General features: G+C 72.8%; 25 protein-coding genes and 4 pseudogenes. 12 read left to right on the plus strand and 17 right to left on the minus strand.

Annotated features, from left to right (window positions below; all coding sequences use genetic code 11):
* Positions 1-666 precede the first annotated feature (666 nt).
* A complete protein-coding gene (locus tag QQK35_RS15530; RefSeq protein WP_284254966.1) occupies positions 667-1,971 on the minus strand; it encodes a hypothetical protein in 1,305 nt (434 codons plus the stop codon).
* Between the two features lie 41 nt (positions 1,972-2,012).
* Here QQK35_RS15530 and QQK35_RS15535 point away from each other — a divergent pair, with 41 nt between their 5' ends.
* The gene (locus tag QQK35_RS15535; RefSeq protein WP_284254967.1) at positions 2,013-3,578 is read left to right on the plus strand and encodes a cation:proton antiporter; all 1,566 of its coding nucleotides are present in this window, start codon (positions 2,013-2,015) and stop codon (positions 3,576-3,578) included.
* An 18-nt stretch (positions 3,579-3,596) separates the two neighbouring features.
* On the opposite strand, the gene QQK35_RS20590 is transcribed toward QQK35_RS15535, so the two are convergent.
* The 5 genes and pseudogenes from QQK35_RS20590 to QQK35_RS15555 all read right to left on the minus strand — a co-directional run bounded on the left by QQK35_RS20590 (position 3,597) and on the right by QQK35_RS15555 (position 6,533).
* Positions 3,597-3,809 carry a 3'-5' exonuclease gene (locus QQK35_RS20590; RefSeq protein WP_431311815.1) on the minus strand — a complete coding sequence of 71 codons (213 nt, stop codon included), beginning with the start codon at positions 3,807-3,809 and terminating at the stop codon, positions 3,597-3,599.
* A gap of 389 nt (positions 3,810-4,198) precedes the next feature.
* Positions 4,199-4,939, minus strand: a pseudogene (locus tag QQK35_RS20595) (UvrD-helicase domain-containing protein); the annotation flags it as partial.
* 35 nt (positions 4,940-4,974) lie between these two features.
* On the minus strand, positions 4,975-5,682 hold the full coding sequence (locus QQK35_RS15545; protein WP_284254969.1) for a nuclease-related domain-containing protein: 708 nt from the start codon (positions 5,680-5,682) through the stop codon (positions 4,975-4,977).
* A 125-nt stretch (positions 5,683-5,807) separates the two neighbouring features.
* Positions 5,808-6,311, minus strand: a complete 504-nt coding sequence (locus QQK35_RS15550; RefSeq protein WP_284254970.1) for a metallophosphoesterase family protein — start codon at positions 6,309-6,311, stop codon at positions 5,808-5,810.
* A gap of 3 nt (positions 6,312-6,314) precedes the next feature.
* Positions 6,315-6,533 carry a KTSC domain-containing protein gene (locus QQK35_RS15555; protein ID WP_284254971.1) on the minus strand — a complete coding sequence of 73 codons (219 nt, stop codon included), beginning with the start codon at positions 6,531-6,533 and terminating at the stop codon, positions 6,315-6,317.
* Positions 6,534-6,670: 137 nt separating this feature from the next.
* On the opposite strand from QQK35_RS15555, the gene QQK35_RS15560 reads away from it, so the two are divergent.
* Complete coding sequence (locus QQK35_RS15560) at positions 6,671-7,996, plus strand: glucose-6-phosphate dehydrogenase (protein ID WP_284255729.1); 1,326 nt, start codon at positions 6,671-6,673, stop codon at positions 7,994-7,996.
* On the opposite strand, the gene QQK35_RS15565 is transcribed toward QQK35_RS15560, so the two are convergent.
* From QQK35_RS15565 to QQK35_RS15580, 4 genes are read right to left on the minus strand one after another with little or no spacing between them, the layout of a single operon-like run.
* Complete coding sequence (locus QQK35_RS15565) at positions 7,993-8,433, minus strand: YdeI/OmpD-associated family protein (RefSeq protein WP_284254972.1); 441 nt, start codon at positions 8,431-8,433, stop codon at positions 7,993-7,995. The two genes, QQK35_RS15560 and QQK35_RS15565, sit on opposite strands and share 4 nt — an antisense overlap.
* A gap of 5 nt (positions 8,434-8,438) precedes the next feature.
* Positions 8,439-9,242, minus strand: a complete 804-nt coding sequence (locus QQK35_RS15570) for an alpha/beta fold hydrolase (RefSeq protein WP_284254974.1) — start codon at positions 9,240-9,242, stop codon at positions 8,439-8,441.
* On the minus strand, positions 9,242-9,706 hold the full coding sequence (locus tag QQK35_RS15575; RefSeq protein WP_284254975.1) for an SRPBCC family protein: 465 nt from the start codon (positions 9,704-9,706) through the stop codon (positions 9,242-9,244). Before QQK35_RS15575 ends, QQK35_RS15570 begins: the two co-directional genes overlap by 1 nt.
* Before the next feature lie 59 nt (positions 9,707-9,765).
* Positions 9,766-10,035 carry an ArsR/SmtB family transcription factor gene (locus tag QQK35_RS15580; RefSeq protein ID WP_284254976.1) on the minus strand — a complete coding sequence of 90 codons (270 nt, stop codon included), beginning with the start codon at positions 10,033-10,035 and terminating at the stop codon, positions 9,766-9,768.
* Between the two features lie 61 nt (positions 10,036-10,096).
* On the opposite strand from QQK35_RS15580, the gene QQK35_RS15585 reads away from it, so the two are divergent.
* Positions 10,097-10,270: a hypothetical protein gene (locus QQK35_RS15585; protein WP_284254977.1), complete on the plus strand. Its 174-nt coding sequence runs from the start codon at positions 10,097-10,099 to the stop codon at positions 10,268-10,270.
* A gap of 24 nt (positions 10,271-10,294) precedes the next feature.
* Positions 10,295-10,777 (plus strand): SRPBCC family protein, encoded by a 483-nt coding sequence (locus QQK35_RS15590; RefSeq protein WP_284254978.1) that lies wholly within the window; start codon positions 10,295-10,297, stop codon positions 10,775-10,777.
* On the opposite strand, the gene QQK35_RS15595 is transcribed toward QQK35_RS15590, so the two are convergent.
* Positions 10,774-11,268 (minus strand): FBP domain-containing protein, encoded by a 495-nt coding sequence (locus QQK35_RS15595; protein WP_284254979.1) that lies wholly within the window; start codon positions 11,266-11,268, stop codon positions 10,774-10,776. The two genes, QQK35_RS15590 and QQK35_RS15595, sit on opposite strands and share 4 nt — an antisense overlap.
* Positions 11,269-11,351: 83 nt before the next feature.
* Here QQK35_RS15595 and QQK35_RS15600 point away from each other — a divergent pair, with 83 nt between their 5' ends.
* Entirely contained in the window at positions 11,352-11,591 is a 240-nt protein-coding gene (locus QQK35_RS15600; RefSeq protein WP_284254980.1) for a hypothetical protein, read from the plus strand.
* Positions 11,549-12,187, plus strand: coding sequence for an SDR family NAD(P)-dependent oxidoreductase (locus tag QQK35_RS15605; RefSeq protein ID WP_284254981.1), 639 nt, complete (start codon positions 11,549-11,551; stop codon positions 12,185-12,187). The genes QQK35_RS15600 and QQK35_RS15605 overlap by 43 nt, the downstream gene beginning before the upstream one ends.
* A gap of 4 nt (positions 12,188-12,191) precedes the next feature.
* Here the strand turns inward: QQK35_RS15605 and QQK35_RS15610 are convergent, their stop codons facing one another.
* Both QQK35_RS15610 and QQK35_RS19975 read right to left on the minus strand, forming a co-directional pair.
* Complete coding sequence (locus QQK35_RS15610) at positions 12,192-12,584, minus strand: TetR-like C-terminal domain-containing protein (protein ID WP_284254982.1); 393 nt, start codon at positions 12,582-12,584, stop codon at positions 12,192-12,194.
* Positions 12,585-12,688: 104 nt separating this feature from the next.
* Positions 12,689-12,871, minus strand: a pseudogene (locus QQK35_RS19975) (hypothetical protein); the annotation flags it as partial.
* Between the two features lie 20 nt (positions 12,872-12,891).
* Here QQK35_RS19975 and QQK35_RS15620 point away from each other — a divergent pair.
* The 6 genes and pseudogenes from QQK35_RS15620 to QQK35_RS15645 all read left to right on the plus strand — a co-directional run bounded on the left by QQK35_RS15620 (position 12,892) and on the right by QQK35_RS15645 (position 17,231).
* On the plus strand, positions 12,892-13,269 hold the full coding sequence (locus QQK35_RS15620; protein WP_284254983.1) for a VOC family protein: 378 nt from the start codon (positions 12,892-12,894) through the stop codon (positions 13,267-13,269).
* Between the two features lie 43 nt (positions 13,270-13,312).
* Positions 13,313-14,850, plus strand: a pseudogene (locus QQK35_RS15625) (DUF7059 domain-containing protein).
* 76 nt (positions 14,851-14,926) lie between these two features.
* Positions 14,927-15,376, plus strand: coding sequence for an MFS transporter (locus tag QQK35_RS15630; protein WP_284254984.1), 450 nt, complete (start codon positions 14,927-14,929; stop codon positions 15,374-15,376).
* A complete protein-coding gene (locus QQK35_RS15635) occupies positions 15,331-16,515 on the plus strand; it encodes an MFS transporter (RefSeq protein WP_284255730.1) in 1,185 nt (394 codons plus the stop codon). Before QQK35_RS15630 ends, QQK35_RS15635 begins: the two co-directional genes overlap by 46 nt.
* Positions 16,512-16,757, plus strand: coding sequence for a PspC domain-containing protein (locus tag QQK35_RS15640; RefSeq protein ID WP_284254985.1), 246 nt, complete (start codon positions 16,512-16,514; stop codon positions 16,755-16,757). Before QQK35_RS15635 ends, QQK35_RS15640 begins: the two co-directional genes overlap by 4 nt.
* Before the next feature lie 9 nt (positions 16,758-16,766).
* The gene (locus QQK35_RS15645) at positions 16,767-17,231 is read left to right on the plus strand and encodes a hypothetical protein (RefSeq protein WP_284254986.1); all 465 of its coding nucleotides are present in this window, start codon (positions 16,767-16,769) and stop codon (positions 17,229-17,231) included.
* On the opposite strand, the gene QQK35_RS15650 is transcribed toward QQK35_RS15645, so the two are convergent.
* The 4 genes and pseudogenes from QQK35_RS15650 to treY all read right to left on the minus strand — a co-directional run bounded on the left by QQK35_RS15650 (position 17,174) and on the right by treY (position 22,860).
* Positions 17,174-18,526 carry an acyltransferase family protein gene (locus QQK35_RS15650; RefSeq protein ID WP_284254987.1) on the minus strand — a complete coding sequence of 451 codons (1,353 nt, stop codon included), beginning with the start codon at positions 18,524-18,526 and terminating at the stop codon, positions 17,174-17,176. The two genes, QQK35_RS15645 and QQK35_RS15650, sit on opposite strands and share 58 nt — an antisense overlap.
* 19 nt (positions 18,527-18,545) lie before the next feature.
* A complete protein-coding gene (locus QQK35_RS15655; protein ID WP_284254988.1) occupies positions 18,546-18,755 on the minus strand; it encodes a hypothetical protein in 210 nt (69 codons plus the stop codon).
* Positions 18,756-18,806: 51 nt separating this feature from the next.
* The gene (gene treZ / locus QQK35_RS15660) at positions 18,807-20,507 is read right to left on the minus strand and encodes a malto-oligosyltrehalose trehalohydrolase (RefSeq protein ID WP_425565040.1); all 1,701 of its coding nucleotides are present in this window, start codon (positions 20,505-20,507) and stop codon (positions 18,807-18,809) included.
* Positions 20,504-22,860: pseudogene (gene treY, locus QQK35_RS15665) on the minus strand (malto-oligosyltrehalose synthase). The gene treZ and the pseudogene treY overlap by 4 nt, the downstream one beginning before the upstream one ends.
* Positions 22,861-22,864 lie beyond the last annotated feature (4 nt).

Consider the following 22,864-nt stretch of genomic DNA (forward strand, 5'->3'; position numbering starts at 1 on the left):
GGTCGCGGTCGAGTCGCTGCAGCTCGCGCTCCGCCTGGGCGAGCCCCTTCTTCGCGTCGCGGAGGTTGCGCTCGAGATCGTCGATCTCGGTCTCCAGCTCCTCGCGCCGCCGGTCGACCTCGGCGGCCCGGTCGGCCAGCTCGTGCGTGCCCTGCTCGGCCCGCTCGACCGCGCGGCGCGCGTCGGCCACGGCGGCGTCCGCGTCGGCGCGCGCCCGCCGGAGTTCGGCATCCGGGTCGGTGACCGCTCGCGGGCCCTTTCTGCGCCCCGGCTTCGGCGCGCTCGCCACGCCCTCGGGCACCGCGAGCGCCCCCTCGAGCTCGACCGGCTCGAAGCCGACGCTCTCGAGCGCCCGCAGCAGGCGGCCGGAGCGCACGGCGGCCGCGGCATCCGGATCGGCCATCGCCGCCTGCAGGGTCTCGGCGACCTCGTCGAGCACGGTCTGCGACACGGCGTGCCCGGCCGCGTCGGCGAGCTCGCCCGCGCGCGCGGCGAGCGTGCGCACGAGCTCCCGGCGCTGCCTGCCGAGCGTGGTGATCGCCTGCCGGTCGGCGGACTGCTGCGCCGCACGCAGCTTCTCGCCGAGGGCCTCGAGCTCGTCGAGGTCGTCGTCGCGCGCGAGGAGGTTCACCGCCCACGCGACGGGAGCGGGCCGGCGCAGCGCCTTCACGGCATCCGCGAGCGCCCGGTCGTCAGCACGCAGGTCCTTCGCCCGGGCGTCGCGCGCCGCGATGAAGTCCTGCGGGGCGAGCGCGTAGAGCTCGTCCGCGACGTCGCCGAGCTCCATGCCCCCATGTTCTCGCAGCGAGGGCGCCTACGGGGGAAGGCGACCCAGAGCAGTTCGATCGCGGGCAGCTGGAGGGCGACGCCGAGGGCGAACGAGATCCAGCGGCGGCGCGGCGACCCCGTGAAGAACGGATGCCCGAACAGCGGCGAGAGCGGCATGAGCAGCCGGATGAGGCTCTGCGTCGGCAGGAACACCGCGGCCAGGTACCCGACGTAGCCGAACACGAACGCCCAGAGGTCGGTGCCGAGCCGGCGCCCGGTCCGGCTGACCATGAGCGCCGCGAACCCGATGAGCACCGCCGCCACGAGCACGACGCCCCACACCCCGAGCAGGCGCTGATACAGCACGAACGCGGGGGTGAACGGGATCAGCAGGGTGCGTCCGATGAAGTCCTGCCACCAGGCGAACTCGGTGTCGAAGTACGCGCTCGGGTCGCCCGTGACGCCCGCGGCGATCAGCGGCCACGCGATGCCCGCCGCGAGCACGACCACGATCGCCGAGAGCGCGCCCGCCCAGTGCCGCGCGCCGATCGGCTGCCGTCGGGCGAGCCGCACGATCGCCTTGATGACGAGCGCCGCGCCGAGGGCGAGCGCCCCCGGATGCGTGAACGACGCGAGCACCGCGAACGGGATCATGACCAGGTACCGGCGCCGCATCATCGCGGCGATCGCCCAGAACAGCAGGAACAGGAACAGCGACTCGGCGTAGGCCAGTTGCAGGATCCACGACATCGGCCCGAATGCGAAGAACACCGCGGCCCACCACGCGGCCCGCGTGCCGAACCGCATCCGGACGACGCGGTGCACCGCGAACACGGCCGCACCGCCCGCGATCGTCGAGACCAGCGGCCCCGCGATCTCGAACGGCAGCGTGGTCACGGTCATCACGCCGCGCACGATCGCGGGGTACACCGGGAAGAACGCCCACGCGTTGTACGAGACGTCGCCGTTCGGGAAGAGCGGCAGGTGCGGCGGATACCCGTGCAACGCAATCTGCCGGTACCACAGCGCATCCCACGAGGTGAGGAACCCCGAAAAACCGGGGCCCGGCTCCAGGTAGGCGTGCGGCTGGTGGTGCGGAATCGCCCACGCGAGCAGCAGGAATCCGGTCGACAGCACGCGCGAGAGGGCGTACATGATGACCAGCGCCGCACCCAGCGGCAGCGTCCGCCCCAGCACGCGCACGGTCCGATCCTGACACGCCCGGCTCCGCTACCGTGAAGGCCGTGAGCGCCACCGTCGCGACGATCGTCTGGATCGTCGGCTTCGTGCTGCTGACGGTCACGGTCACCGGACTCTCCGGGCGGGTGAACTGGTCGGCCCCGATCGCACTCGTCGTCGTCGGCGCCGGCACCTCGTTCGTGCCGGGCGTGCCCGACATCACCATCGATCCGGAGGCGATCCTCTACGGCGTGCTGCCGCCGCTGCTGTTCGCGGCCGCCATCCAGACCTCGTTCCGGGATGTCCGCGCGAGACGCGACAGCATCCTGGCCCTGTCGGTGGGTCTCGTGGTGTTCACGGCGTTCGTCGCCGGCGTCGCGACCTGGCTGCTCGTCCCGGGGCTCGGTCTGGCCGCGGCGGTCGCGTTCGGCGCCGTCATCGCCCCGACGGATGCCGTGGCGGTGTCGTCGGTGACCGGCTCGACGTCGCTGCCCCGGCGGCTCGTGACGATCCTGCAGGGGGAGAGCCTGCTCAACGACGCGAGCGCGCTCGTCACCCTCAACGCGGCGATCGCGGCGACCGTGACGGTGCTCAACCCCGGACTCGTGGTCGGCGAGTTCGCGCTCGAGATCGTCGTCGGGGTCGGCGTCGGCCTGCTCGTCGGCTGGCTCGTCTCGCTCGTGCGCCGGCAGCTGCGGGCCCCCGTGCTCGACACGAGCCTGTCGCTCATCACGCCGTATCTCGCCTTCATCGCGGCGCAGCTGCTGTTCGGCTCCGGCGTGCTCGCCGTCGTCATCGCCGGGTTGCTGCTCGGCTACCGGTCGCCCACGGTGCAGTCGGCGGAGGCCCGGGTCGCGGAGCGGATCAACTGGCGCACCATCGAGTACCTGCTCGAGAACGCCGTGTTCCTGTTCATCGGGCTCAGCCTCCGGCACATCGTGGTCGCCGCATGGGACCACGGGCCTGGCCTCTGGGGCACCATCGCGGCGTGCCTCGGCATCCTGCTCTCCCTCGTCGTGGCGCGGGTCGTGTGGGTCTTCGCGCTCACGCTCGTCTACCGGCACGGGCCGCGGTTCATCCGGGCCCGCAGCTGGAGCTGGCGCAACGCGGCCGGGGTGTCGGCGGCGGGGATCCGCGGGGTCGTGACGCTCGTCGCCGCGTTCCTGCTGCCCGACATCCCGCAGCGACCCTTCCTGCAGTTCCTCGCGTTCGTCGTCGTGCTCGGCACACTGCTCGAGGGCCTGGCGCTCGCGCCGATCCTGCGCATGCTCAAGCTGCCGCCGCCCAACATCGCGCAGGAGCTCGCGGAGCGCGGCAACCTCCTGGCGGAGGTGCGGTCGGCGGGCGAGGCCGAGCTCGACCGGGTCGTCGCGGAGAACGACCCGGACGAGGTCGTGGACCACCTGCGGCGCGTGGCGCAGTTCCACGGCGCGGTCGACGCGATGCCGGTGGAGCCGGAGGTTGAGCATCCGACGACGGCGTACCGGCGGCTGCGCATGGCGATGATCCAGGCGGAGCGCGCCGCGGTGCTGGATGCCCGCCGCGAGAACCGCTATCAGGAGCCCGCGGTGCTCGCCGTGCTCGCGTCGATCGACGCGGAGGAGACGGCGCTGCGGATGGGCGAGAAGTAGCGCCCCCGGCGCGGGAGGCTACGCGACGCCGACCCAGAGGTGCTCGCGGGCGCGGGTCATGGCGACGTAGAGCTCGCGGCGCTGCAGGTCGCGGCGCTCGATGACGGCGGGATCCGCGTCGCTCGAGAGCGGGCGCACGAGGTGCAGCGGTGCGCGCACGACGAGCACGTCGGTGAACTCGAGGCCCTTGGCGCGCTTGATCGTTCCGACCTTGACGGCGTCGACCGGCATCCCGTCGTAGCGCTCCAGCTCGACGGTCGGGATGCCCGCCTCCTCGAGCGCGGCCGCCGCCTCCTGCGCGACCAGGTTCGACAGTGCGAGCACGCCGATGTCCCCGAGCCGCCCGCCGGCCGCCCGGATGCCGCGCACGTGCTCCACGAAGGACTCGTCGTGCAGCGCCCTCGACTCGAAACTCTGGCGCACCGGCTCGGGTCCGTGCCGCAGCGTCGCCGCCGCGATCTCGTCGGGCGCCCCCTCGATGTCCAGCGAGGTCTCGCCCTGCAGGATCGTCGCCGCGAACTCCGCGATCTCGGCGGTCGTGCGGTAGTTCGTCGTGAGCACCGCCCGCGTCCCGCGACGGAGATGCCGGCCTCGGCGAGCGTGTAGCCGCCGGGGTAGATGCTCTGGCGGCCGTCGGCGACCAGCAGCAGGCCGTCGGGACGGTCGCCGACGAGCAGGTGCAGCATCCGGAGCATGGCGCACGACAGGTCCTGCGCCTCGTCGACGATGACGGCGTCGTAGCGGTCGAGCGGCTCGGCCTGCAGGCTCGCCTCCGCCTCGAGCACGAGGTCGTCCCAGTCGAGGATGCCGCGCCGGCGCAGCTCCTGCTCGTACGCGACGTAGAGCCGCCACATCGCCGCACGCTGGTCGCGGTTCAGCGGACGCCGCCGCCCGGCGCGGGGGAGCGTCTCGTAGGCGTCGAAGGCGGTCAGCCCGCGCCCCTTGATGACGTGGTGCAGCTCCTCGAGCCAGTACTGCGGTGCGGGGTCGATCGCGGCGAGCGGGGTCGCGCCGCCGAGCTTGACCCAGAGGTCGCGGAACACGTCGTCGGCGGCGGGCGCATCGACCGGCACCGGACCGCGCCGCTCGGTGAGCAGGCGGCGCGCGATCGCGTGCACGCTGGCGAACTCGATGCGGTCGGCGACGTCGGGCGCGAGGCGCTGCATGAGGCCCGCCATCACGCGGGGGAGGGTGCGCACGTAGCTCGTGACGAGCACCCGGCCGGGGGTCGTGCGGGCCAGGTAGGCGGCCCGGTGCAGGGCGACCGCGGTCTTGCCGGTGCCGGCGGCGCCGCGCACGCGGGCGGGGCCGGAGAAGGAGCGCCGCGCGAGGCGGGCCTGGTCGGGGGACAGGAGCGTCATCCAGTCCTCGATGGGCTGCTCGTGGGTCGCCTCGGTCAGCGCCGCCTCGAGCTCGGCGACGTCGAGCTCCTGCGCTTCGGGCTGCCCCGCCTCGGACTCCTCCGCGTCGATTGCGTCCGCGTCGGGCTCCTCCGCTTCGACCCCGGCAAGAAGATCCCCCGGCGCCTCGGCGGGGGCAGCAGTCGCTCGACCACGGTCCGGAGCTCGGCCACGCGTCGCGCGTCGAGGCGCCGCCCGCGGCGTGCGATCTCGGTGACGGCCGCGGCCTCGCCGAGCAGGGTGAGGCCGAACAGCCGCGCGGTCGGCACGGGTGCCCCGGAGAAGGCGACCACCCCGGAGACCTCGCCCGGCGCGAGCCCCACCTCGGCGAGCAGCTTCTGCAGCCGGTAGACGAGATCGGCGATGCGGGCGATCTCGTCGGTGACGTCGACGTCGCCGCGGCGCACGGAGTCCGCGTCGACGCGCACGTCGCGCCCGTCCTGGGCGTCGACGATGACCACGCCCGCCGGGCCGACGAGCACGAGGTCGACGTTCTGCGCCGACCCCGGCCACCGCCGGTCGGCGAGCAGCGTCCAGCCGAGCGGTTCGAGTTCGATGAGCGTGCGGGCCAGCCGCCGTTCGTCGCGGGCCGCGGCGCCGAAGGTGCGCACGAGCTGATGGGCGATGCCCTCGAGTCGTGCGCGCTCGTCCGCGAGCGCCCGCTGGCGATCGGCCTCGTGGGCCGCGGATTCCCCGCCAGCCACGATGCACCCCTTCACGGGCACCCCCGTGCCCTGAGGCCAGTGTGCGGGGGCGGCCCCGTGTCGTTCTAGCGCGTCTTCGGGTGGCACCCCTTCGGGTGCCGGTGCGCAGCGGCGGGATCCGCGGGTCAGCGCGGCAGCGGGACGAGCTCGACGTCGCGCAGCACGCCCGCATCCGCGACGGCGGTGAGGTAGGTGCCGGTGGGCTGGCGGCGCTTGTCGGTCGGCGATCCGGGATTCAGCAGGCGCGTGCCGGATGCCGTGGTGCTGTCCCACGGGATGTGCGAGTGCCCGAACACCACGACATCCATGCTCGGGAAGCGCGCGTCCATGCGCCGCTCGCGACCGGCCGCCTGCCCGCTGTCGTGCACGAGCGCGAGCGCGACGCCGTCGAGGTCGGCGGTGGCGACCTCGGGGAGTCGGTCCGCGAAATCCGGCCCGTCGTTGTTGCCGCGCACCGCGATGAGGCGGGCCGCGCGGGCCTCGACCTCGTCCAGCAGCGGGACGGCGTTCCAGTCCCCGGCGTGCACGACGACGTCGGCGGCCTCGATCGCGCGCCACAGCGCATCCGGGATCGCCCGCGCCCGCTGCGGCACGTGCGTGTCGCTGACGATGACCAGGCGCGTCGGCATCGCTCAGCGCTCGTACTGCTGCCGGGTGGGGTAGCGGTCGCTGACGTGCCGGTTGAAGAACGCGCCCGGGCTCTCGGCCGCCATCAGCTCGCGGTGCACGGAGGGCGGGACGGCGTAATAGCGGTAGATGTCGCCGCTGCGGAACTCGATCTCGAGCTCAGCCGTGCTGAGGTCGTAGCCGATCGACCGGATGACGGAGGAGGTGACGGGCCGGCGGTCCATGGGTCATCCCAGGACGACGACGCGGTCGGTCATGGGCCGAGCGTACCGGCAGTGGGCGCGCGCTAGCCTCGCATCATGCCCGGGGCCCCCATCGAAACGCTCGTCATCTTCGGTGCGGGGGTGACCTGACGTCGCGGCTGCTGCTGCCCGGGCTCGCGTCGTTCCTCGCCTCCGACCGCGGGCAGCGGTTGCTGCTCATCGGGGTCGACCGCCGCCCGATCAGCGACGCGCGCTGGCGTGCGCAGGTCACGAAGGCGTTCTCGGCATCGCCGTCGGCGCTCGGCACGGCGGTCGTCGAGAAGTCGCTCTACCTCCAGGCGGATGCCACGCAGGCCGAGGAGCTGGCGCGCGTGCTCGCCGCCACGCAGGGTCGTGTCGCGCTCTACTTCGCCCTCCCGCCGGCGATCACCATGCTGCTGTGCAAGCAGCTCGCGAAGCTCGAGCTTCCGAAGGGCATCGTGCTCGCGCTCGAGAAGCCGTTCGGCACCGACCTCGCCTCCGCCCGCGCCCTGAACCGGCTGCTGCAGAAGTTCGTGCCGGAGGAGCAGATCTTCCGCGTCGACCACTTCCTCGGCAAGTCGACCGTGCTCGACATCATCGGGCTGCGCTTCGCGAACCGGATCTTCGAGCCGCTGTTCTCCAACGAGAACGTGGAGAGCGTCGAGATCGTCGTCGAGGAGGCGCTCGGGCTCGAGAACCGGGCCGGGTACTACGACAAGGCGGGCGCGCTCGTCGACATGATCCAGAGCCACCTGCTCCAGATCCTCGCGCTCACCGCGATGGAGGCCCCGTCGTCGGTGGGATCGGACGACCTGCGCGGCGCGATGGCGCAGGTGCTGCGGGCGACGCGGCCGTGGCTGCGCAACGGCACGGCGAGCCGCCGCGCGCGCTACACGGCCGGCAAGGTCGGCCGCCGCAGCCTCCCGTCCTACGCCTCGGAGGGCGGGGTGGACCCGAAGCTGCAGACCGAGACGCTCGCCGAGATGACGGTCGCGATCGACACGTGGCGCTGGGCGGGCGTGCCGTTCACCCTGCGCTCCGGCAAGGCGATCGGCGACGCACGTCAGGAGATCGTGGTGACGTTCCGTGACGTGCCGCACCTGCCGATCGGCTTCAGCGGTCCCTCGCGCAAGGCGCAGCTGCGGATCGGGATCAACCCCGCCGTCCTCTCGCTCGACGTCGTGACGAACGGGCGCGGCGACCCCTTCGACCTGGAGTGGGACACGATGACCGCCGAGTTCGCGCCGAGCAGCATGACGGCCTACGGCGAGGTGCTGGCGGAGCTGTGCTCCGGCGACCCGACGCTCTCGGTGCGCGGCGACATCGCCGAGGACTGCTGGCGCATCGTCGCCCCGGTGCTCTCCGCGTGGCGCAAGAACGCCGTGCCGCTGGACAGCTACCCGGCCGGCACCGATGGTCCGCGCAGCTGGCGCAGCACCGACATCGTGCAGGTCCGCCGCTAGGACCGCAGCGCCGCGAGCGTCTTCTCGAGGCGGCGTGCCCGGGTCTGGTCGGCCTTCGCCTCGGCGATCGACCGGGCGTGCTCCTTGCGGTTGGTGTACGAGAGCCGGTCCCAGGCCGCCTTCGCAGCCGGATCGGCATCCAGCGCCGCCTGCAGCGCCGGCGGCACCTCGACCTCCCGCGGTGCGTCGTCGACCTCGATGGTCACCTCGACGACGTCGCCCGCCCGCAGTCCGGTGTCGTTGCGCTGCTGCGCGTTCACCCCGAACAGGAACCGGCCGCCCATCGAGACGATCGTCGTGCGGTAGCGGTAGTCGCCGATCCGGACGGCGATCGGCACGCGACGGCCGCGTCCGAATCCCCGCACCACGTCATCCGGGACGATGAAGCCGGTGTTGTTGCCGCCCTGCGATTCGAGCGTCCAGGTGAAGGTGGGCACCGGTCCTATCCTCCGAAGAACGCGGTCAGAACGGGTTCCAGCGCCTGTTCGCCGACCTGGTGCGTCTGGCGCTCGAGCACGCGGTACTGCGCGCCCGGGATGGCGGCGGCGACCGCCTCCTGCGCCGCGGTCATCCGCGCCGGGCTCTTGCCGCCCGCGAGCACGAGGGCCGGAACGCCGATGCGTGCGAGCTCGTCGAGCGGCGGCGTGAAGGCGGCTCCGATGATGCGCGCGTCGTACGCGAGCGTCGGCGCCGCGTCCCGCATCGCGCGCCAGGGCTTGCCCATGAGCCGCAGCATGAACGGCAGGAACGCGGGGCCGCCGACCATCGTCGTGAGGAAGTAGCCGACCGCCTTGCCCCGCTCGTCGCGGCCGATCAGGTCGCCGAGCGTCGCGAGGTAGTCCTCGCCGGGCTTCCGGCCGACCCACGGGGCCTCGAATCCGGCCACCTTGCGCATCGGGATGCCGGCGGCGGCGGCACGATAGGCGAGCGCCGCGCCGGACGACTGGCCGAACACGAACGCGTCGCCGCCGCACGCGTCGATCACGGCATGCAGGTCCTCCAGCTCGCGCTCCACGGCGTACGCGGCGGTGTCCCCGCTCTCGCCGCGCCCTCGGCGATCCCAGGCGATCGCCGTGAAGCGCGCACTCATCGCCTGCTGCAGCGCTCGCGCGGGCCCGAAGTCGCGCGAGCAGAGGGCGCCGTCGGTGAGGACCAGCACGGGACCCGTCCCCGCCCGGTCGAAGGCGATGCGGGTGCCGTCGGAGGAGGTCGCGAACTCGGTCGCGGGGGTGATCGTCGCGGCCATCAGCGGGCCACCAGCGCATCGATCTTGCCGAACGACAGCTCCCAGCCATCGGCGGTGCGATCCCGGAACCCCGGTTCGAACGGACCCTGGTGCAGGGTGAGCCGGGTGCGGTCGCCGTGGTCGTGGAACCACAGCCGCAGCACGATGTCGTCGAGCTCCATGCCCGGGTCGGGCCGCGCCCTCATCCGGATCTCGAGATGCTCGGGCGGGTCGAGTGCGGTGATGACGCCCGCGATGGGGGAGTGCTTGCAGTCCTCGTCGACGATCATGTCGAGCTCCCACCGCCCGCCGAGCCGCAGGTCGACGTGCACCGACGCCGGATCGACGTGCACGCCGGTCGGCCCGAACCACTCGGCGATGCGCGGGCTCTGGGTGAAGAAGCGCCACACCACTTCGCGGGGCGCCGCGAAGACGCGGGTGATGAGCACGTCGCGCTCGGTGGCGACGGGGATCTCGGCGGTCATGACGGCGTCTCCTCCTGATAGCGGGCGAGGGCGGTGTCGAGCTTGTCGAATCCCTCGCTTCAGTAGCGCTGGTATGCGGTCATCCACTCGCTCGCCTTCTGCAATCCGGCGGCCTCGAGGTGGCTGTAGCGGGCGGTCGCGACCCGGGAGCGCGAGATGAGTCCGGCCGCCTCGAGCACCCGCAGGTGCTTGGAGATCGCGGGCTGACTCATCGCGAACGGGCGCGCGAGCTCGGCCACGGTCGCGTCGCCGTGCGTGAGGGAGGCCAGGATCGCGCGGCGCGTGGGATCGGCGAGCGCGGCGAAGATCGGGCTCAGCGCGTCCTTCATAACCCGTAGGTTATCAAAACCTGTGGGTTATGCAAGCCGGGCTCAGGGTAGGCTGTGCGGCATGAAGGTGGTCGTCTTCCTGATCGCGCTGGTCGTGTTCCTCGCGTCGTTCGTGCTGTTCGGATACGCCTTCTCGGCGCCGGTGCAGATCGCGCCCTGGATGTTCTTCGGCGGCATCCTGACCATCTGCATCTCGCTCGCGATCCCCTTCCACCTGCTGCGTAAGACCGACTGACGGCATCCGGCTCCGAGCGTCGCCATGGGCATCCGCGGATCCGGCGCGACGATCAGTGCCCTCGTGCCCGGTCCGCCCTCCCGGGCGTTCGCGATCATGACGCCCGTCGATCCGGCGCGGTTCTATCCGCGGCACGGCGTGATCCCCGCCACCGTCGGCGTGCGCGATCAGACCGGTGACTGGGATGCCGAGGGCCGCTCCCGGCGACTCCTGCTCTCCGACGGCGGGTCGGTCGTCGAGACGCTCACATCGGTGCAGCGGCCGAGCCGGTTCGCCTACGAGCTCACCGACTTCCGCAAGGTCTTCGGCGTGCTCGTCGATCGCGCGCGGGCCGAGTGGACCTTCGACGCCGAGGCAGGCGGCACCCGCGTGCGATGGACGTACACGTTCTTCGCGAAGCCCGCGCGCGGGGCGATCGTCGCCGCCGTCGTGCGGCTGTTCTGGGGGCCGTACATGCGGCGCGTGCTCCCCGGCATCGCCGCCGAGGTGCGCCGCCGCGACGGTTAGCGCGCGTCCTCCAGCACCCGGCTCACGAACGCATCGAGCCGCGTCTCGAGTTGCCGCGACTTGCGGGCCAGCACCTCGCCGGGCCGGCCCAGCTGCTCGTAGGAGCGGGGCGCGATCCGGATCAGCAGCGAGCACGACAGATCGGCGCAGATGTACGTGCCGACCGAGTCGCCGCGCCGGCCGGCCTCTCCCGCGCGCGGTGCCGAGAAGAGGGTGACCTGTCCGCCCGGCTGGCCCGTGCTGCACAGCGAGCAGATGGCGGCGCCGGCCCTCAGCGGCGACGTCGCCGCGCGCAGCACGAGACCGACCGCGCGATCGCCGCGCCAGTAGACGAGATACCCGCGGTGGGCCGACGACGGGTCGCGCCAGCCGAGGTACTCGCGCTCCTCCCACACCATCTCGTGCAGACCGGGCATCGGCATGTGCTCGATCTCCGCCTCGGTCGCGTTGACCATCGAGTCGCGGATCTCGGGGATGGTGAGCGGTCTCATGCTGCCGACAGCCTACGCAGGCGTCGCGGCGGATCGCTCACGCGATCACACATCCGGAGGCGCCCTCCGGTAGACTGCCGCGCATGGCACAGAACTGGTTCATCACCGGCACCAGCCGCGGATTCGGGCGCGAGTGGACGATCGCCGCCCTCGAGCGCGGCGATCGGGTCGCGGCCACCGCTCGCGACGTCTCGAGCCTCGACGACCTCGTCGCCCGCTTCGGCGACGCGATCCTGCCCTCGCCCTCGACGTCACCGACCGCGATGCGGACGTCGCCGCCGTGCAGCAGGCGGCGGCCGCCTTCGGCTCGCTCGACGTCGTGATCAACAACGCGGGCTACGGGCAGTTCGGCATGATCGAGGAGCTCAGCGAACAGGAGATCCGCGCCCAGCTCGAGACCAACTTCTTCGGCGCCTTCTGGGTGACCCAGGCCGCACTGCCGATCATGCGCGAGCAGGGCCACGGCCGGATCCTGCAGGTGTCGTCCATCGGCGGGGTCTCGGCCTTCATGAACATCGGCGCTTACCACGCCTCGAAGTGGGCGCTGGAGGGATTCAGCCAGTCCCTCGCGCTCGAGGTCGCCCGGTTCGGCATCCACGTGACCCTCGTCGAGCCGGGCGGTTTCGACACCGACTGGGCGGGGCCGTCGTCGCGGCACGCCACGCCCATCGCCGCGTACGACGAGATCCGAGAGGAGCGCGCCCGCCAGCGCGGCCTCCAGGCCTCGATGTCCGGCGACCCGGCGGCGACGGCGGCGGTCCTGCTCGAGCTCGTCGACATGGCCGAGCCGCCGCTGCGTGTCTTCTTCGGCATCAACGCGCTCGACATCGTCAAGCCCGACTACGAGGCGCGCCTGGCCAACTGGGACGCGTATCAGCCGCTCGCGATCAAGGCCAGCGGGCGACAGTCGCCCGCGTAGCGGGTCAGACCCCGCGCACCGCCATCTCGATGACGCGCTGGGCCGCCACCCGGCCCAGTTCGCGCGGGAGGCCGCGCAGCGGGCCCTCGAGCACGAGCATGGCGAGCCCGTGCACCGCCGACCAGCACGCGACCTCGGAGAGCGGCCGGCGCTCCTCGGGCAGCGCCCCGGCGGCGACGAGCTCGTCGAGCGCCGACGCGAGCAGCTCGAACGGCGTCCGGCCGCCCGGCCCGGCCTTGGAGCGGCCGAACGCCTCGTCGAGGTCGGCGGGCACCGTGAACGCGGCGCGGAACAGCCCGGGCTCGTCGCGCGCGAAGCCCAGGTAGCCGCGGCCGACGGCGCGGAGGTGCTCCTGCGCGGTGGCGACCGGGTCCAGGGCGGGGGGACGGCATCCCACTCGCGTTCGATGGCCGCCGCCACCTCGCCGGAGGCCGCGTCGCTCACGGCCGTCACGAGCGCGGAGCGATCGGCGAAGTGCCGGTACGCGGCGTTCGGTGAGACGCCGGCGCGGCGCGTCGCCTCGCGCAGCACCACCGCATCCGGGCCGCCCTCGCGGGCCATCTCGAGCCCCGCGTCGATGAGCGCCTGTCGGAGATCGCCGTGCCGATAGCCGGCGCGCGCGGCACCGGGCCGCCCGCCCTGGACCGACGCATCCTGCTGTGCCATTGTGGACAGCGTACACATTGCAGGGCGAGAGGATCGGCATGGTCACCATCAGCGGGGCGTACTCCGGATTCGCGGCGAAGGACCTTACGGCCACCGCCGACTTCTACCGCCGCCTGGGCATCGAGGTCGTCGATACGCCGCAGGGACTCCTGCTCCCGTTCCCCGGCGGAGGACACGCGTTCGTGTACTCGAAGCCCGACCACGAGCCCGCGGGCTTCTCGGTGTTCTACCTCGAGGTCGACGACATCGACCGCGCGATGGACGAGCTCGCGGCCGCCGGGATCGAACCCGAGCGCTACGAAGGATTCCCGCAGGACGAGAGGGGCGTGGTGCGCGGACGGGCCGCCGACCGCGGGCCCGACATCGCGTGGGTGCTCGACCCGTCGGGCAACGTGGTGGCGATCACGCAGAGCTGACCCGCGTGCGTCGGGTCGGGTGCTCGCGCGCGGACAGGGTTGGATGGGAGGCGTGCTCGCCACCCCCGATCCGGACCTCGTCGAGCGCCTGCGACGCGATCTGAGGGCCGCGCGGTACACCGTCGACGAGCTCGAGGCGCTGTGGGGCGCCGAGGCCGAGGCGGCGCTCGAGCGCGGCGACCGCGTGCCCGCGCTCCGGGCGCTCGCCGCCCAGGCAGGCCGGCCGGCGGCGACTCTCGCGACCGCGTTCCTGCTCGGGATGCCGGTGCCCGGCCCGGAGCTGTCCGCCGCGTTGCCCGCCCTCGGCCTCGACGGCGCTCGCGGGCTCGGCCTCCTCGACGCCGCGGGCCGGCCGGCGATGGACCTTCGCCCGTACGCGTTCCTCGACGCGCACGGCGCCGGCTCGTGGTGGATCGCGAGCGACCGCGGCGAGCTCGCGACCGGCGGGGCGCTGCGCACCGACCACGTGCTCGGGATCGGCGGTGCGTCGGCCACGCTCGCGGGACTGCAGCTGCCCGACGTCGTCGACGCGACGCTCGATCTCGGCACCGGATGCGGCATCCAGGCCCTGCACGCGGCCCGCCGCAGCCGCCGGGTGGTCGCCACCGACATCTCGGAGCGGGCGCTCGGATATGCCCGCTTCAACGCCGCTCTGAACGGCGTCGCGAACATCGAGTTCCGGCTCGGCAGTCTCTACGATCCGGTCGCGGGGAGCGGTTCGACCGGATCGTCTCCAACCCGCCGTTCGTCATCACCCCGCGCACGGCGGGCGTGCCCGCCTACGAATACCGCGACGGCGGGATGGTCGGCGACGCGATCGTCGAGGCGGTCGTCACGGGAGCGGCCGGGCATCTCGCACCCGGGGGCGTCGCGCAGCTGCTCGGCAACTGGGAGGAGCGCCCCGGTGTCGCGGGACTCGAGCGCGCGACGGGCTGGGCCGATGCGGCGGGACTCGAGGCGTGGATCGTCGAGCGCGAGACGCTCGACCCGGCGCGCTATGCGGAGACCTGGATCCGGGACGGCGGCACGCGCGACTCCGACCCCGGATACGAGGAGCTCGTCGCGGCGTGGCTCGACGACTTCGCCGAACGCCGGGTCGCGGGCGTCGGGTTCGGCTACATCCTGCTGCGCCGTCCGGACGCCGGGGCGAAGCTGCGCCGCCTCGAACGCCTGGCGGCTCCCCTCGGCGGCGGCTCGGCCGACGGGCAGAGCGCGGCCGGCCTCGGCGGGCACCTCGCGGCGACGCTGGCCGCGTTCGACGCGCAGGCCGCGCTCGACGACGAGGCGCTGCTGGCATCCCGCGCCGTCGTCGCGCCGGACGTCACCGAGGAGCGCAGCCACTGGCCGGGGGATGCGGACCCGAGCGTGATCGTGCTGCGGCAGGGCGGCGGGTTCCGGCGCGAGGTACGCGCGGACACGGGCCTGGCCGCCGTGGTCGGGGCCTGCGATGGCGAACTGAGCCTCGGCGTCATCGTCGACGCGGTCGCCCACCTGCTCGAGGTCGATGCCGTCGCGCTGCGCGCGGAACTCGTTCCGCAGCTGCGCGAGCTGCTCGTCGGCGGCCTCCTGACCCTCGCCTGAGGCATCCGGCGCGACCCTCCTGAACGCGGGCTGCAAGCCACCGGCGAGGAATCGTCGCGGGCGTAACGTCCGGGGCATGTCATCGACGACCGCGCCCGCGAACCGGCAGAACGTCCGCAGCCTCGTTCCCGCCCGGATGGACCGCCTGCCGTGGTCGCGCTTCCACACCCTCATCGTCGTGGGGCTCGGGGTCTCGTGGATCCTCGACGGGCTCGAGGCGCAGATCGTGTCGCAGAACGGCTACGCGACCACGCTGCACATGAACGCCGCGCTCATCGGCTGGGCCGGCACGATCTACCTCATCGGTCAGGTCGCCGGCGCCCTGGTGTTCGGATGGCTCTCCGACCGGCTCGGACGCCGCAAGCTGTTCTTCCTCACGCTCCTGATCTACCTCGGCGGCACGCTCGTCGCCGGCCTCACCCTCCGGGCGAGCAGTGGATCTGGTTCTTCTTCGTCTTCCGGTTCATCGCCGGGTCGGGCATCGGGGGCGAGTACGCCGCCATCAACTCGGCGATCGACGAGCTGATCCCGTCGCATTACCGCGGGCGGGTCGACATCGCGATCAACGGGACCTACTGGGCGGGCGCGGCGCTCGGCGCCTTCGGCAACCTGTTCTTCCTCGACAACCACATCTTCGCCGAAGGCATCGGCTGGCGGCTCGGCTTCTTCGTCGGGCCGGTGCTCGGCATCATCATCATCTTCCTGCGGCGCGGGGTGCCCGAGAGCCCGCGCTGGCTCATGACGCACGGCCGCCAGGAGGAGGCGGAATCCACGGTGCAGGGCATCGAGGATCGCGTCGAGCGCACCACGGGACCGGTGAAGACCGTGCCCGACTCGAAGGCGATCGAGATCTCGCCGCTGACGAAGGTGCCGATCCTGCAGCTGCTGCGGGTGTTCGTGCTCGAGTACCCGAAGCGCACGATCGTCGGTCTCACGATGATGATCACGCAGTCGTTCCTGTACAACGCGATCTTCTTCACCTACGCGCTGGCGCTCACGAACTTCTACCACGTGCCCAAGGAGCAGACCTCGTGGTACTTCTTCCCGTTCGCGATCGGCAACCTGCTCGGCCCCATCCTGCTCGGGCACCTGTTCGACACGTGGGGTCGGCGCAAGATGGTGCTGCTCACCTACGGCGGTGCAGGCGTCATCCTGCTCGCGTCGTCGCTGCTGTTCCAGGCGAACGCCATCACCGCGATCGTGCAGGCGATCTTCTGGAGCGCGGCCTTCTTCCTCGCGTCGGCGGGCGCCTCGAGCGCGTACCTGACGGTCAGCGAGCTGTTCCCGCTCGAGGTGCGCAGCCGCGGCATCTCGTTCTTCTTCTCGATCGCGCAGATCTTCGGCGCCCTCGGCCCGGTGATCTACGGCGGCCTCATCGGCGACGGCCACAACCGCACCGGCATGGCCGTCGGCTACTACATCGGTGCCGGCGTCATGATCCTGGGCGGCATCATCACGTTCGTGCTGGGGGTCAACGCGGAGCGCAAGCCGCTCGAGGAGGTCGCCGACCCGCTGAGCCTCGCCAACCGCCAGCAGCGCCGGGAGGGCTGGACCGACCCGAAGGGCGACACCGGGGCGAACGCCGGCGAGAAGGGGTCGTCCGGATCACGATCCGGGGCTGACCCCTGTCGCGCCGGGCACCGACGGGCGAGCGTGGAGTCATGAACCGACCCACCCTCTCCCGTCCCCGTCAGGGGCGCATCATCGCCGGCGTGTGCGCCGGGCTGGCGCGACGGTTCGGCTGGAACGTCACCGTCGTGCGCGTGCTGGCCGTGCTGTCGTTCGTGCTGCCCGGCTCGCAGCTGCTGGCCTACGCGATCTGCTGGATCGTCATCCCGTCGGATCCGGAGGTCGCGCGGAGCCCGTTCCCGGGTTCGCCCCAGGAGCCCTCCAGCACGAGCGCCTAGCTTCGGGGCGTGGGATTCCTCGGTCGCCTCTTCGGATTCTCCGGAGCGTCGCCGGATGCCGGCGGCGCCGAGCCGCCGGAGGACGCGGCGGCGATCGAGCGCTATCGCTTCGTGGTGCGCACCGCGCCGTCGGCGACGATCGAGCAGGTGCACGCCGAGGCCTTCGCGCGACTCACCGACGCGCAGCGCGCGGTCATCTACGAGGAGCTCAGCCGGGGCGCCGGCACCGGGGAGCGTCCGCTCTCGAGCGAGCCCGCGACGCTCGCCCGGTCGGTCTCACGGGCGCAGTCCCGCACCCCGGATGCGCTCGAGCGCGTCGTCGGCGCCGGGGGCCCGGCCCTCCTGGGCGCGGTCGCCGGATACGTGGTCGCGTCTCCGCTCGTGAGCGCGTTCCTGCCGTGGGGCGGCTCCGCGACTCAGGACGCGGGATCCGGCGCCACCGCGGCCGACGACCGGGGCGACGCGGCGGTCTGACGCGCGCCGCGCCACCGGCCGAGCAGCAGCACGGCGATCCCGAAGCACACGGCGCCGAAGACCGCGAGCGGCAGGCTCAGGAACAGCTCGATCTCCAGGAACGTCGGCAGGAAGGTCAGAGCGGCGCACACCGCGACCACCCCGATCGGCGGCGTCGGCCCGAGCTCACGAGGCGCCTCCCACCGCCCGACGAGCAGCGACAGCGCGAACAGCAGGCCGAGCACGAGCACGTAGACCGCGATCCGCGACCACCACCACGCCGCCGAGCCGGGCGTCGGGCTCGCGCCGGGGATCAGCAGGGCGAGCCCGGCGAGCGCGATGATGATCGGCAGGTGCCACAGGTAGATCGTCATGAGGCGGGTGCCGGCCAGGAAGACGATGCCGCGGGCGCCACGGGTGCGCATGAGGCCGGTCAGCGCCGGCTTCAGCAGCCGCAGCGTGCAGGCCTGCGCGAGGCCGAGCGCCACCAGCGGCAGGGTCGGCGGGTTGAGATTCGTCAGCATGTCGGCGGAGTACGGACCCGCGAAGACCATCGGGAAGAGCGTCGCCCACGCGCCGAGACCGAGCAGCGCGAGCTGCCACCAGCGGCGCCGATCGAACCAGCCGTCGGCGTACCAGAACCCCAGCTGCTGCACGAGCGGCCAGACGAAGAGCATGTCGAGCAGGCCGATCGTGTCGCCGTCGAGAGTCACGTGCACGTCCGCATAGGCGTAGCTGAAATCGAGGTGACCGGGCACGGTGTAACGCAGCACGTCGACGATGATCACGCCCGCCAGCAGCACCGCCAGCGGCGCCCAGCGGTTGCGTTCGTGCCAGGTCGCGAGCGCCGGGAGGAGCGCCTGGCAGAGCGTGTAGGCGGCGATGAACCAGAGCGGCGACCCGGCGCCGACCGCGACGCTCGCGACGAGGGCGGGCGGAGCCCCCACCAGTGTCGCGATCCCGAGCGCGGCGACGTAGAACACGAAGAGCGGCAGGGCGGGCTGCGCCAACCTCAGCACGCGGTTGCGCACGAAGTCGGCCGCCGTTCCCCCGCGGCGACGCAGGTTGCGCCAGGCCGTCATCCCGGCGAATCCGCCGACGACGAAGAACAGCGGCATGATCTGCATCACCCAGGTGACGCCGTCGAACCACCATTGGTGCTCGAGGGGCCGCGTGACGACGATGCCGTGCGGACCCGCGCCGACGCCGACCTCGAGCAGGTGGATCACCACCACGAGCAGCACGCAGAACACGCGCGCCAGGTCGAGGGTCAGGTCCCTTTTCGAGAGGTCGATCGAGGACGGGCGCGCACTCACGCGCCGACACTAGCGGGCGTCAGTGCGCGAGGAGGATGCGCACCGCGGTGTCGCGGTCGCGGGTCTGCGCGATCTCCACCGAGGTGTTGTAGACGGTCCCGTACAGACTCACGAAGCGGTCGCCCGCCTCGATCACGTAGCCCACGACGATGTCGGCCTTCACCACCCGCCAGACCCCGGGCAGCGCTTCGACGACATCCGCGTGGATGACATCGGCGGTAGTGATCATGCGTGTATGATCCCACCCCTCATCGGGGGTACCAGGGGTTGCCGCTGAGCGTCAGGTGTGCATCCGCACGACCGCCGCCGTCTCGGGCGGGATGGCGTCGGCGGCGACATCGGCGCGGGTGCCGAGCAGCAGCTCGCCGGTGCCCGCGGCCCACGCCTCGCGGCCGAGGTTCACCCGCAGCTCGAGGTCGCGGATGCGCAGCCGGAACCGGCCCGCGTCGTCGTCGACGTCCGCGGCCAGCTCGTCGAAGGTCGCCTCCCGGAACGCGCTCTCGCGCCGACGCAGGGCGATGAGGTCCCGGTGCAGGCGCAGCAGCCGGGCGTGCGGGTCGCGCTCGCGCTCGGCCCACTCGAGGTGCGAGCGCTCGAAGGTGGCGGGGTCCTGCGGATCCGGCACGGCATCCGGATCCCAGCCCATCCGCTCGAACTCGGCGATCCGCCCCTCGGCGGTCGCCCGCCCGAGGTCGGGGTCGGGATGCGCGGTGAAGAACTGCCAGGGGCTCGAGGCGCCCCACTCCTCGCCCATGAACAGCATCGGGGTGAACGGCGAGCACAGGGTCAGCACCGCCGCGATGGCGAGCCGGTCGGGCGAGAGCGTGGCCCCGAGCCGGTCGCCGGTGGCGCGGTTGCCGATCTGGTCGTGATCCTGGGCGAAGGTGACGAGCCGCCACGGCTCGAGCTCGGGCGGGATGGGAGCGCCGTGGGGGCGTCCCCGGAACGACGAGTACGTGCCGTCGTGGAAGAAGCCGCGGGTGGCGGCCTTCGCGAGCGCCGCGAGCGAGTCGAAGTCGGCGTAATAGCCCTGCGTCTCGCGGGTCAGCGCGACGTGCACGGCGTGGTGGTAGTCGTCGCACCACTGCGCGGTGAGCCCGTCGCCGCCGGCCTCGCGCGGGGTGATCAGCCGCGCGTCGTTCATGTCCGACTCGGCGATGAGCGTGAGGGGACGGCCGAGCGCGGCGCTGCGCTCGTCGGCCTGCGCGGCGAGGGCGGTCAGCAGCGCGTCGCGACGGTCGTCGGCGAGGGCGTGCACGGCATCCAGGCGCAGGCCGTCGACGCCGTAGTCCTCCAGCCACATCCGGGCGTTGTCGAGCGCGTACCGGAAGACCTCCGGCTCCTCGATCGCGACCGTGTCGCCCCAGGTGTTGCCGCCCTCGGTGCGCAGGTACGGCGCGAACCGGGGCAGGTGGTTGCCCGCCGGGCCGAGGTGGTTGTAGACGACGTCCTGGATGACGCCCAGCCCCCGCGCGTGGCACGCGTCGACGAGGCGGCGGTACGCGCTCGGGCCGCCGTAGCTCTCGTCGACCGTGAACCAGGCGACGCCGTCGTAGCCCCAGTTCCAGTCGCCGTCGAAGGCGTTGACCGGCAGCAGCTCGACGAGGTCGATGCCGAGGGCGACGAGGTCGTCGAGACGCTCGATCGCGGAGTCGGCGGTGCCGCCGGGCGTGAAGGTGCCGAGGTGCAGCTCGTAGACGACCGAGCCCGGCAGAGCGCGCCCGGGCCAGCGGCCGGCGCTCTCGAAGACCGCGGGGTCGACGACGGCGCTCGGGCCGTCGACGCCGTCGGGCAGCGCACGGCCGCGCGGGTCGGGGACCGGGGCCGGGTCGTCGTCGAGCACGAAGCCGTAGCGGCTGCCGGGCGCGAGGTCGACGTCGGCGCGCCACCAGGCATCCGGATCGCGGCGCATCTCGTGCAGCTTCTCCGGAGTCCACAGCCGCACTCGACCGGGGCGCGGGGCCCAGACCTCGGGGATCACGAGGAACTCCGGAGAAGCGCGACGGGATAGCGGTCGAGGAGGTCGGCGACGCGGGTCTCGCCGCCGGCGTGCTCGGCGCCGGTCAGCTCGTCGACGACAGGCCGGTGCGGCAGCAGCACCGTCGTGGCGCCCCAGCCGCCGGCGCGGGCGAGGCCCAGCGGCAGGCGGGTCGCCAGCACGGTCACGCCGCCGCGGTCGACCGCGACGATGTGGCGGGAAGCCGCGCCGATCGCGGGGATCGGCAGGTAGCGGCCGAAGAGCTCCGGATGGTCGCGGCGCAGTCGCAGCGCGCGGCTGGTGACCAGGAGCTTCGCGGCGCCGGTCGCGTCCAGCGGGGGCGCCATCCGGCGTCGAGGCGGGCGAGCAGTGCGCGGCGCTCGCCGAGGTCGACGGGCCGGCGGTTGTCGGGGTCGACGAGGGATCGCTCCCAGAGCTCGCTGCCCTGGTAGACGTCGGGCACACCGGGGCCGGTGAGCTGCAGGAGCTTGGCGGCGAGGCCGTTGGACCACCCGGCCGGCTCGAGCAGGGCGACGATCCCGTCGAGGGCCGCCGCGGTGCTGGCGTCGTCGAAGCAGGCGTCGACGAGCGCGTGCATGCGCCGCTCGAACTCCTCGTCGGGGTGCTGCCAGCTCGTGTGGGCGCCCGCCTCGCGCGCAGCCTTCTCGGCGTAGCCGTGCAGGGCCGCGCGCTCCCGCGGCCACGACCCCGCGACGGACTGCCAGAGCAGGTTCTCGAACACCGGATCGCCGAGGGGATGGCGCTGCCGCATCCCCGCCACGAACGCCGCCCACTCGCCCGGCGCCTCGGCGATCGCGGTGATCCGCGCGCGGGTGTCCTCGCCGCGCTTGGTGTCGTGCGTGGAGAGCGTCGTCATCGCGAGCGGATGCTCGGCGAGCCGCCGCTCCTGGCGCGCGTGGAACTCATCGACGTCGATCGCGAACTCCGAGGGGTCGGCGCCGACCTCGGTGAGACTCGCGAGCCGGGAGACGCGGTAGAAGGCGCGGTCCTCGACGCCCTTCGCCATGACCATGCCGCTGGTCTGCTGGAACCGGATCGCGACCGGCTGCGCCGGGTCGCTCAGCACCGGCGCGAGCGCAGCGATGCTGCTCGCGAGGTCGGGCCGGCGTCGCGTCGCCTCGGCGATCGCCGCGTCGAGGTGCTCCCGCCCGTACGGCAGGTAGCTCCGGTACACGGGGAAGCACGCGAGCACCTCCGCAGTCGCATCTTCGACCCTCTCGCCATCCCCTTCCTGGCCAAAAACGCCCAGTGGGCTCCCGCCCGCACTGGGCGTTTTTGGCCAGGGAGTCGCGGCTTCGCGGGCCGCGGCCTCGCGGGCGAGGCGGGCGACCTCCGAGCGGAGGATGCCGTCGGCGACCTCGCGCTTCATGTCGTGCACGAGGTCGTCCCAGGCGACCGGCGGGTCGAGCCGGTCGAGGGCCGCGAGACCCTCCGGGTCGACGAGCACCCGGTCGAACTCGGCGAGCGCGTCGTACCCGGTGGTTCCGGCCGTCGCCCAGAACGGGGGCAACCGCTCGCCGTGCTCGAGGATCTTCTCGACGAGCACGTAGGCATCGCCCGTCGCGGCGGCCAGGGCATCCAGGTACCCGCCCGGATCGGCGAGCCCGTCGGGGTGGTCGACGCGCAGGCCGTCGGCGATCCCCTCGCGCACCCAGCGCAGGATCTCGCGGTGCGTCGCCGCGAAGACCTCCGGCAGCTCGACGCGGACGGCGGCGAGGTCGCTCACGGCGAAGAAGCGGCGGTAGTTGAGCTCGGCGTCGGCGCGGCGCCAATCGACGAGCTCGTAGTGCTGCGCCGCGTGCACCGCGAGCACGTCCGGCGCCTCGGTGCCGTGGGCCAGGGGATAGCGATGCTCGTGGTAGCGCAGCTCGCCGTCCTCGACGCGCAGCGCTCCGCTCGCGGCGGCGTCGGCGAGGGACTCGCCGAGCACCGGGATGCGCACCCGGCCGCCCCCGAGATCCCCGTCGATGTCGAACCACGCCGCGTGCTCGGCGTCCGCTCCGTGCTGCAGCACGTCCCACCACGCGGCGTTCACCTCCGGCCGCGCCACGCCCACGTGGTTCGGCACGATGTCGACCAGAACCCCCAATCGGTTCGCGTGCGCCGCGCGCGACAACGAATCGAGCGCATCGACGCCCCCGCGCTCCGGATCCACCCTCGCGGGGTCGACGACGTCGTACCCGTGCGTCGACCCCGGCGTCGCCTCCAGCAGCGGCGACAGGTAGACCCAGTCCACCCCGAGGTCGCGCAGGTACCCGGTGGCATCGGCGGCGTCGGCGAGGGTGAACCCGGCGGTCACCTGCAGCCGGTAGGTGGAGATCGGCGAACCGGGCATCGGA

Source organism: Pseudolysinimonas kribbensis (genome assembly GCF_030161895.1).
Classification (GTDB): Bacteria; Actinomycetota; Actinomycetes; order Actinomycetales; family Microbacteriaceae; genus Pseudolysinimonas; species Pseudolysinimonas kribbensis.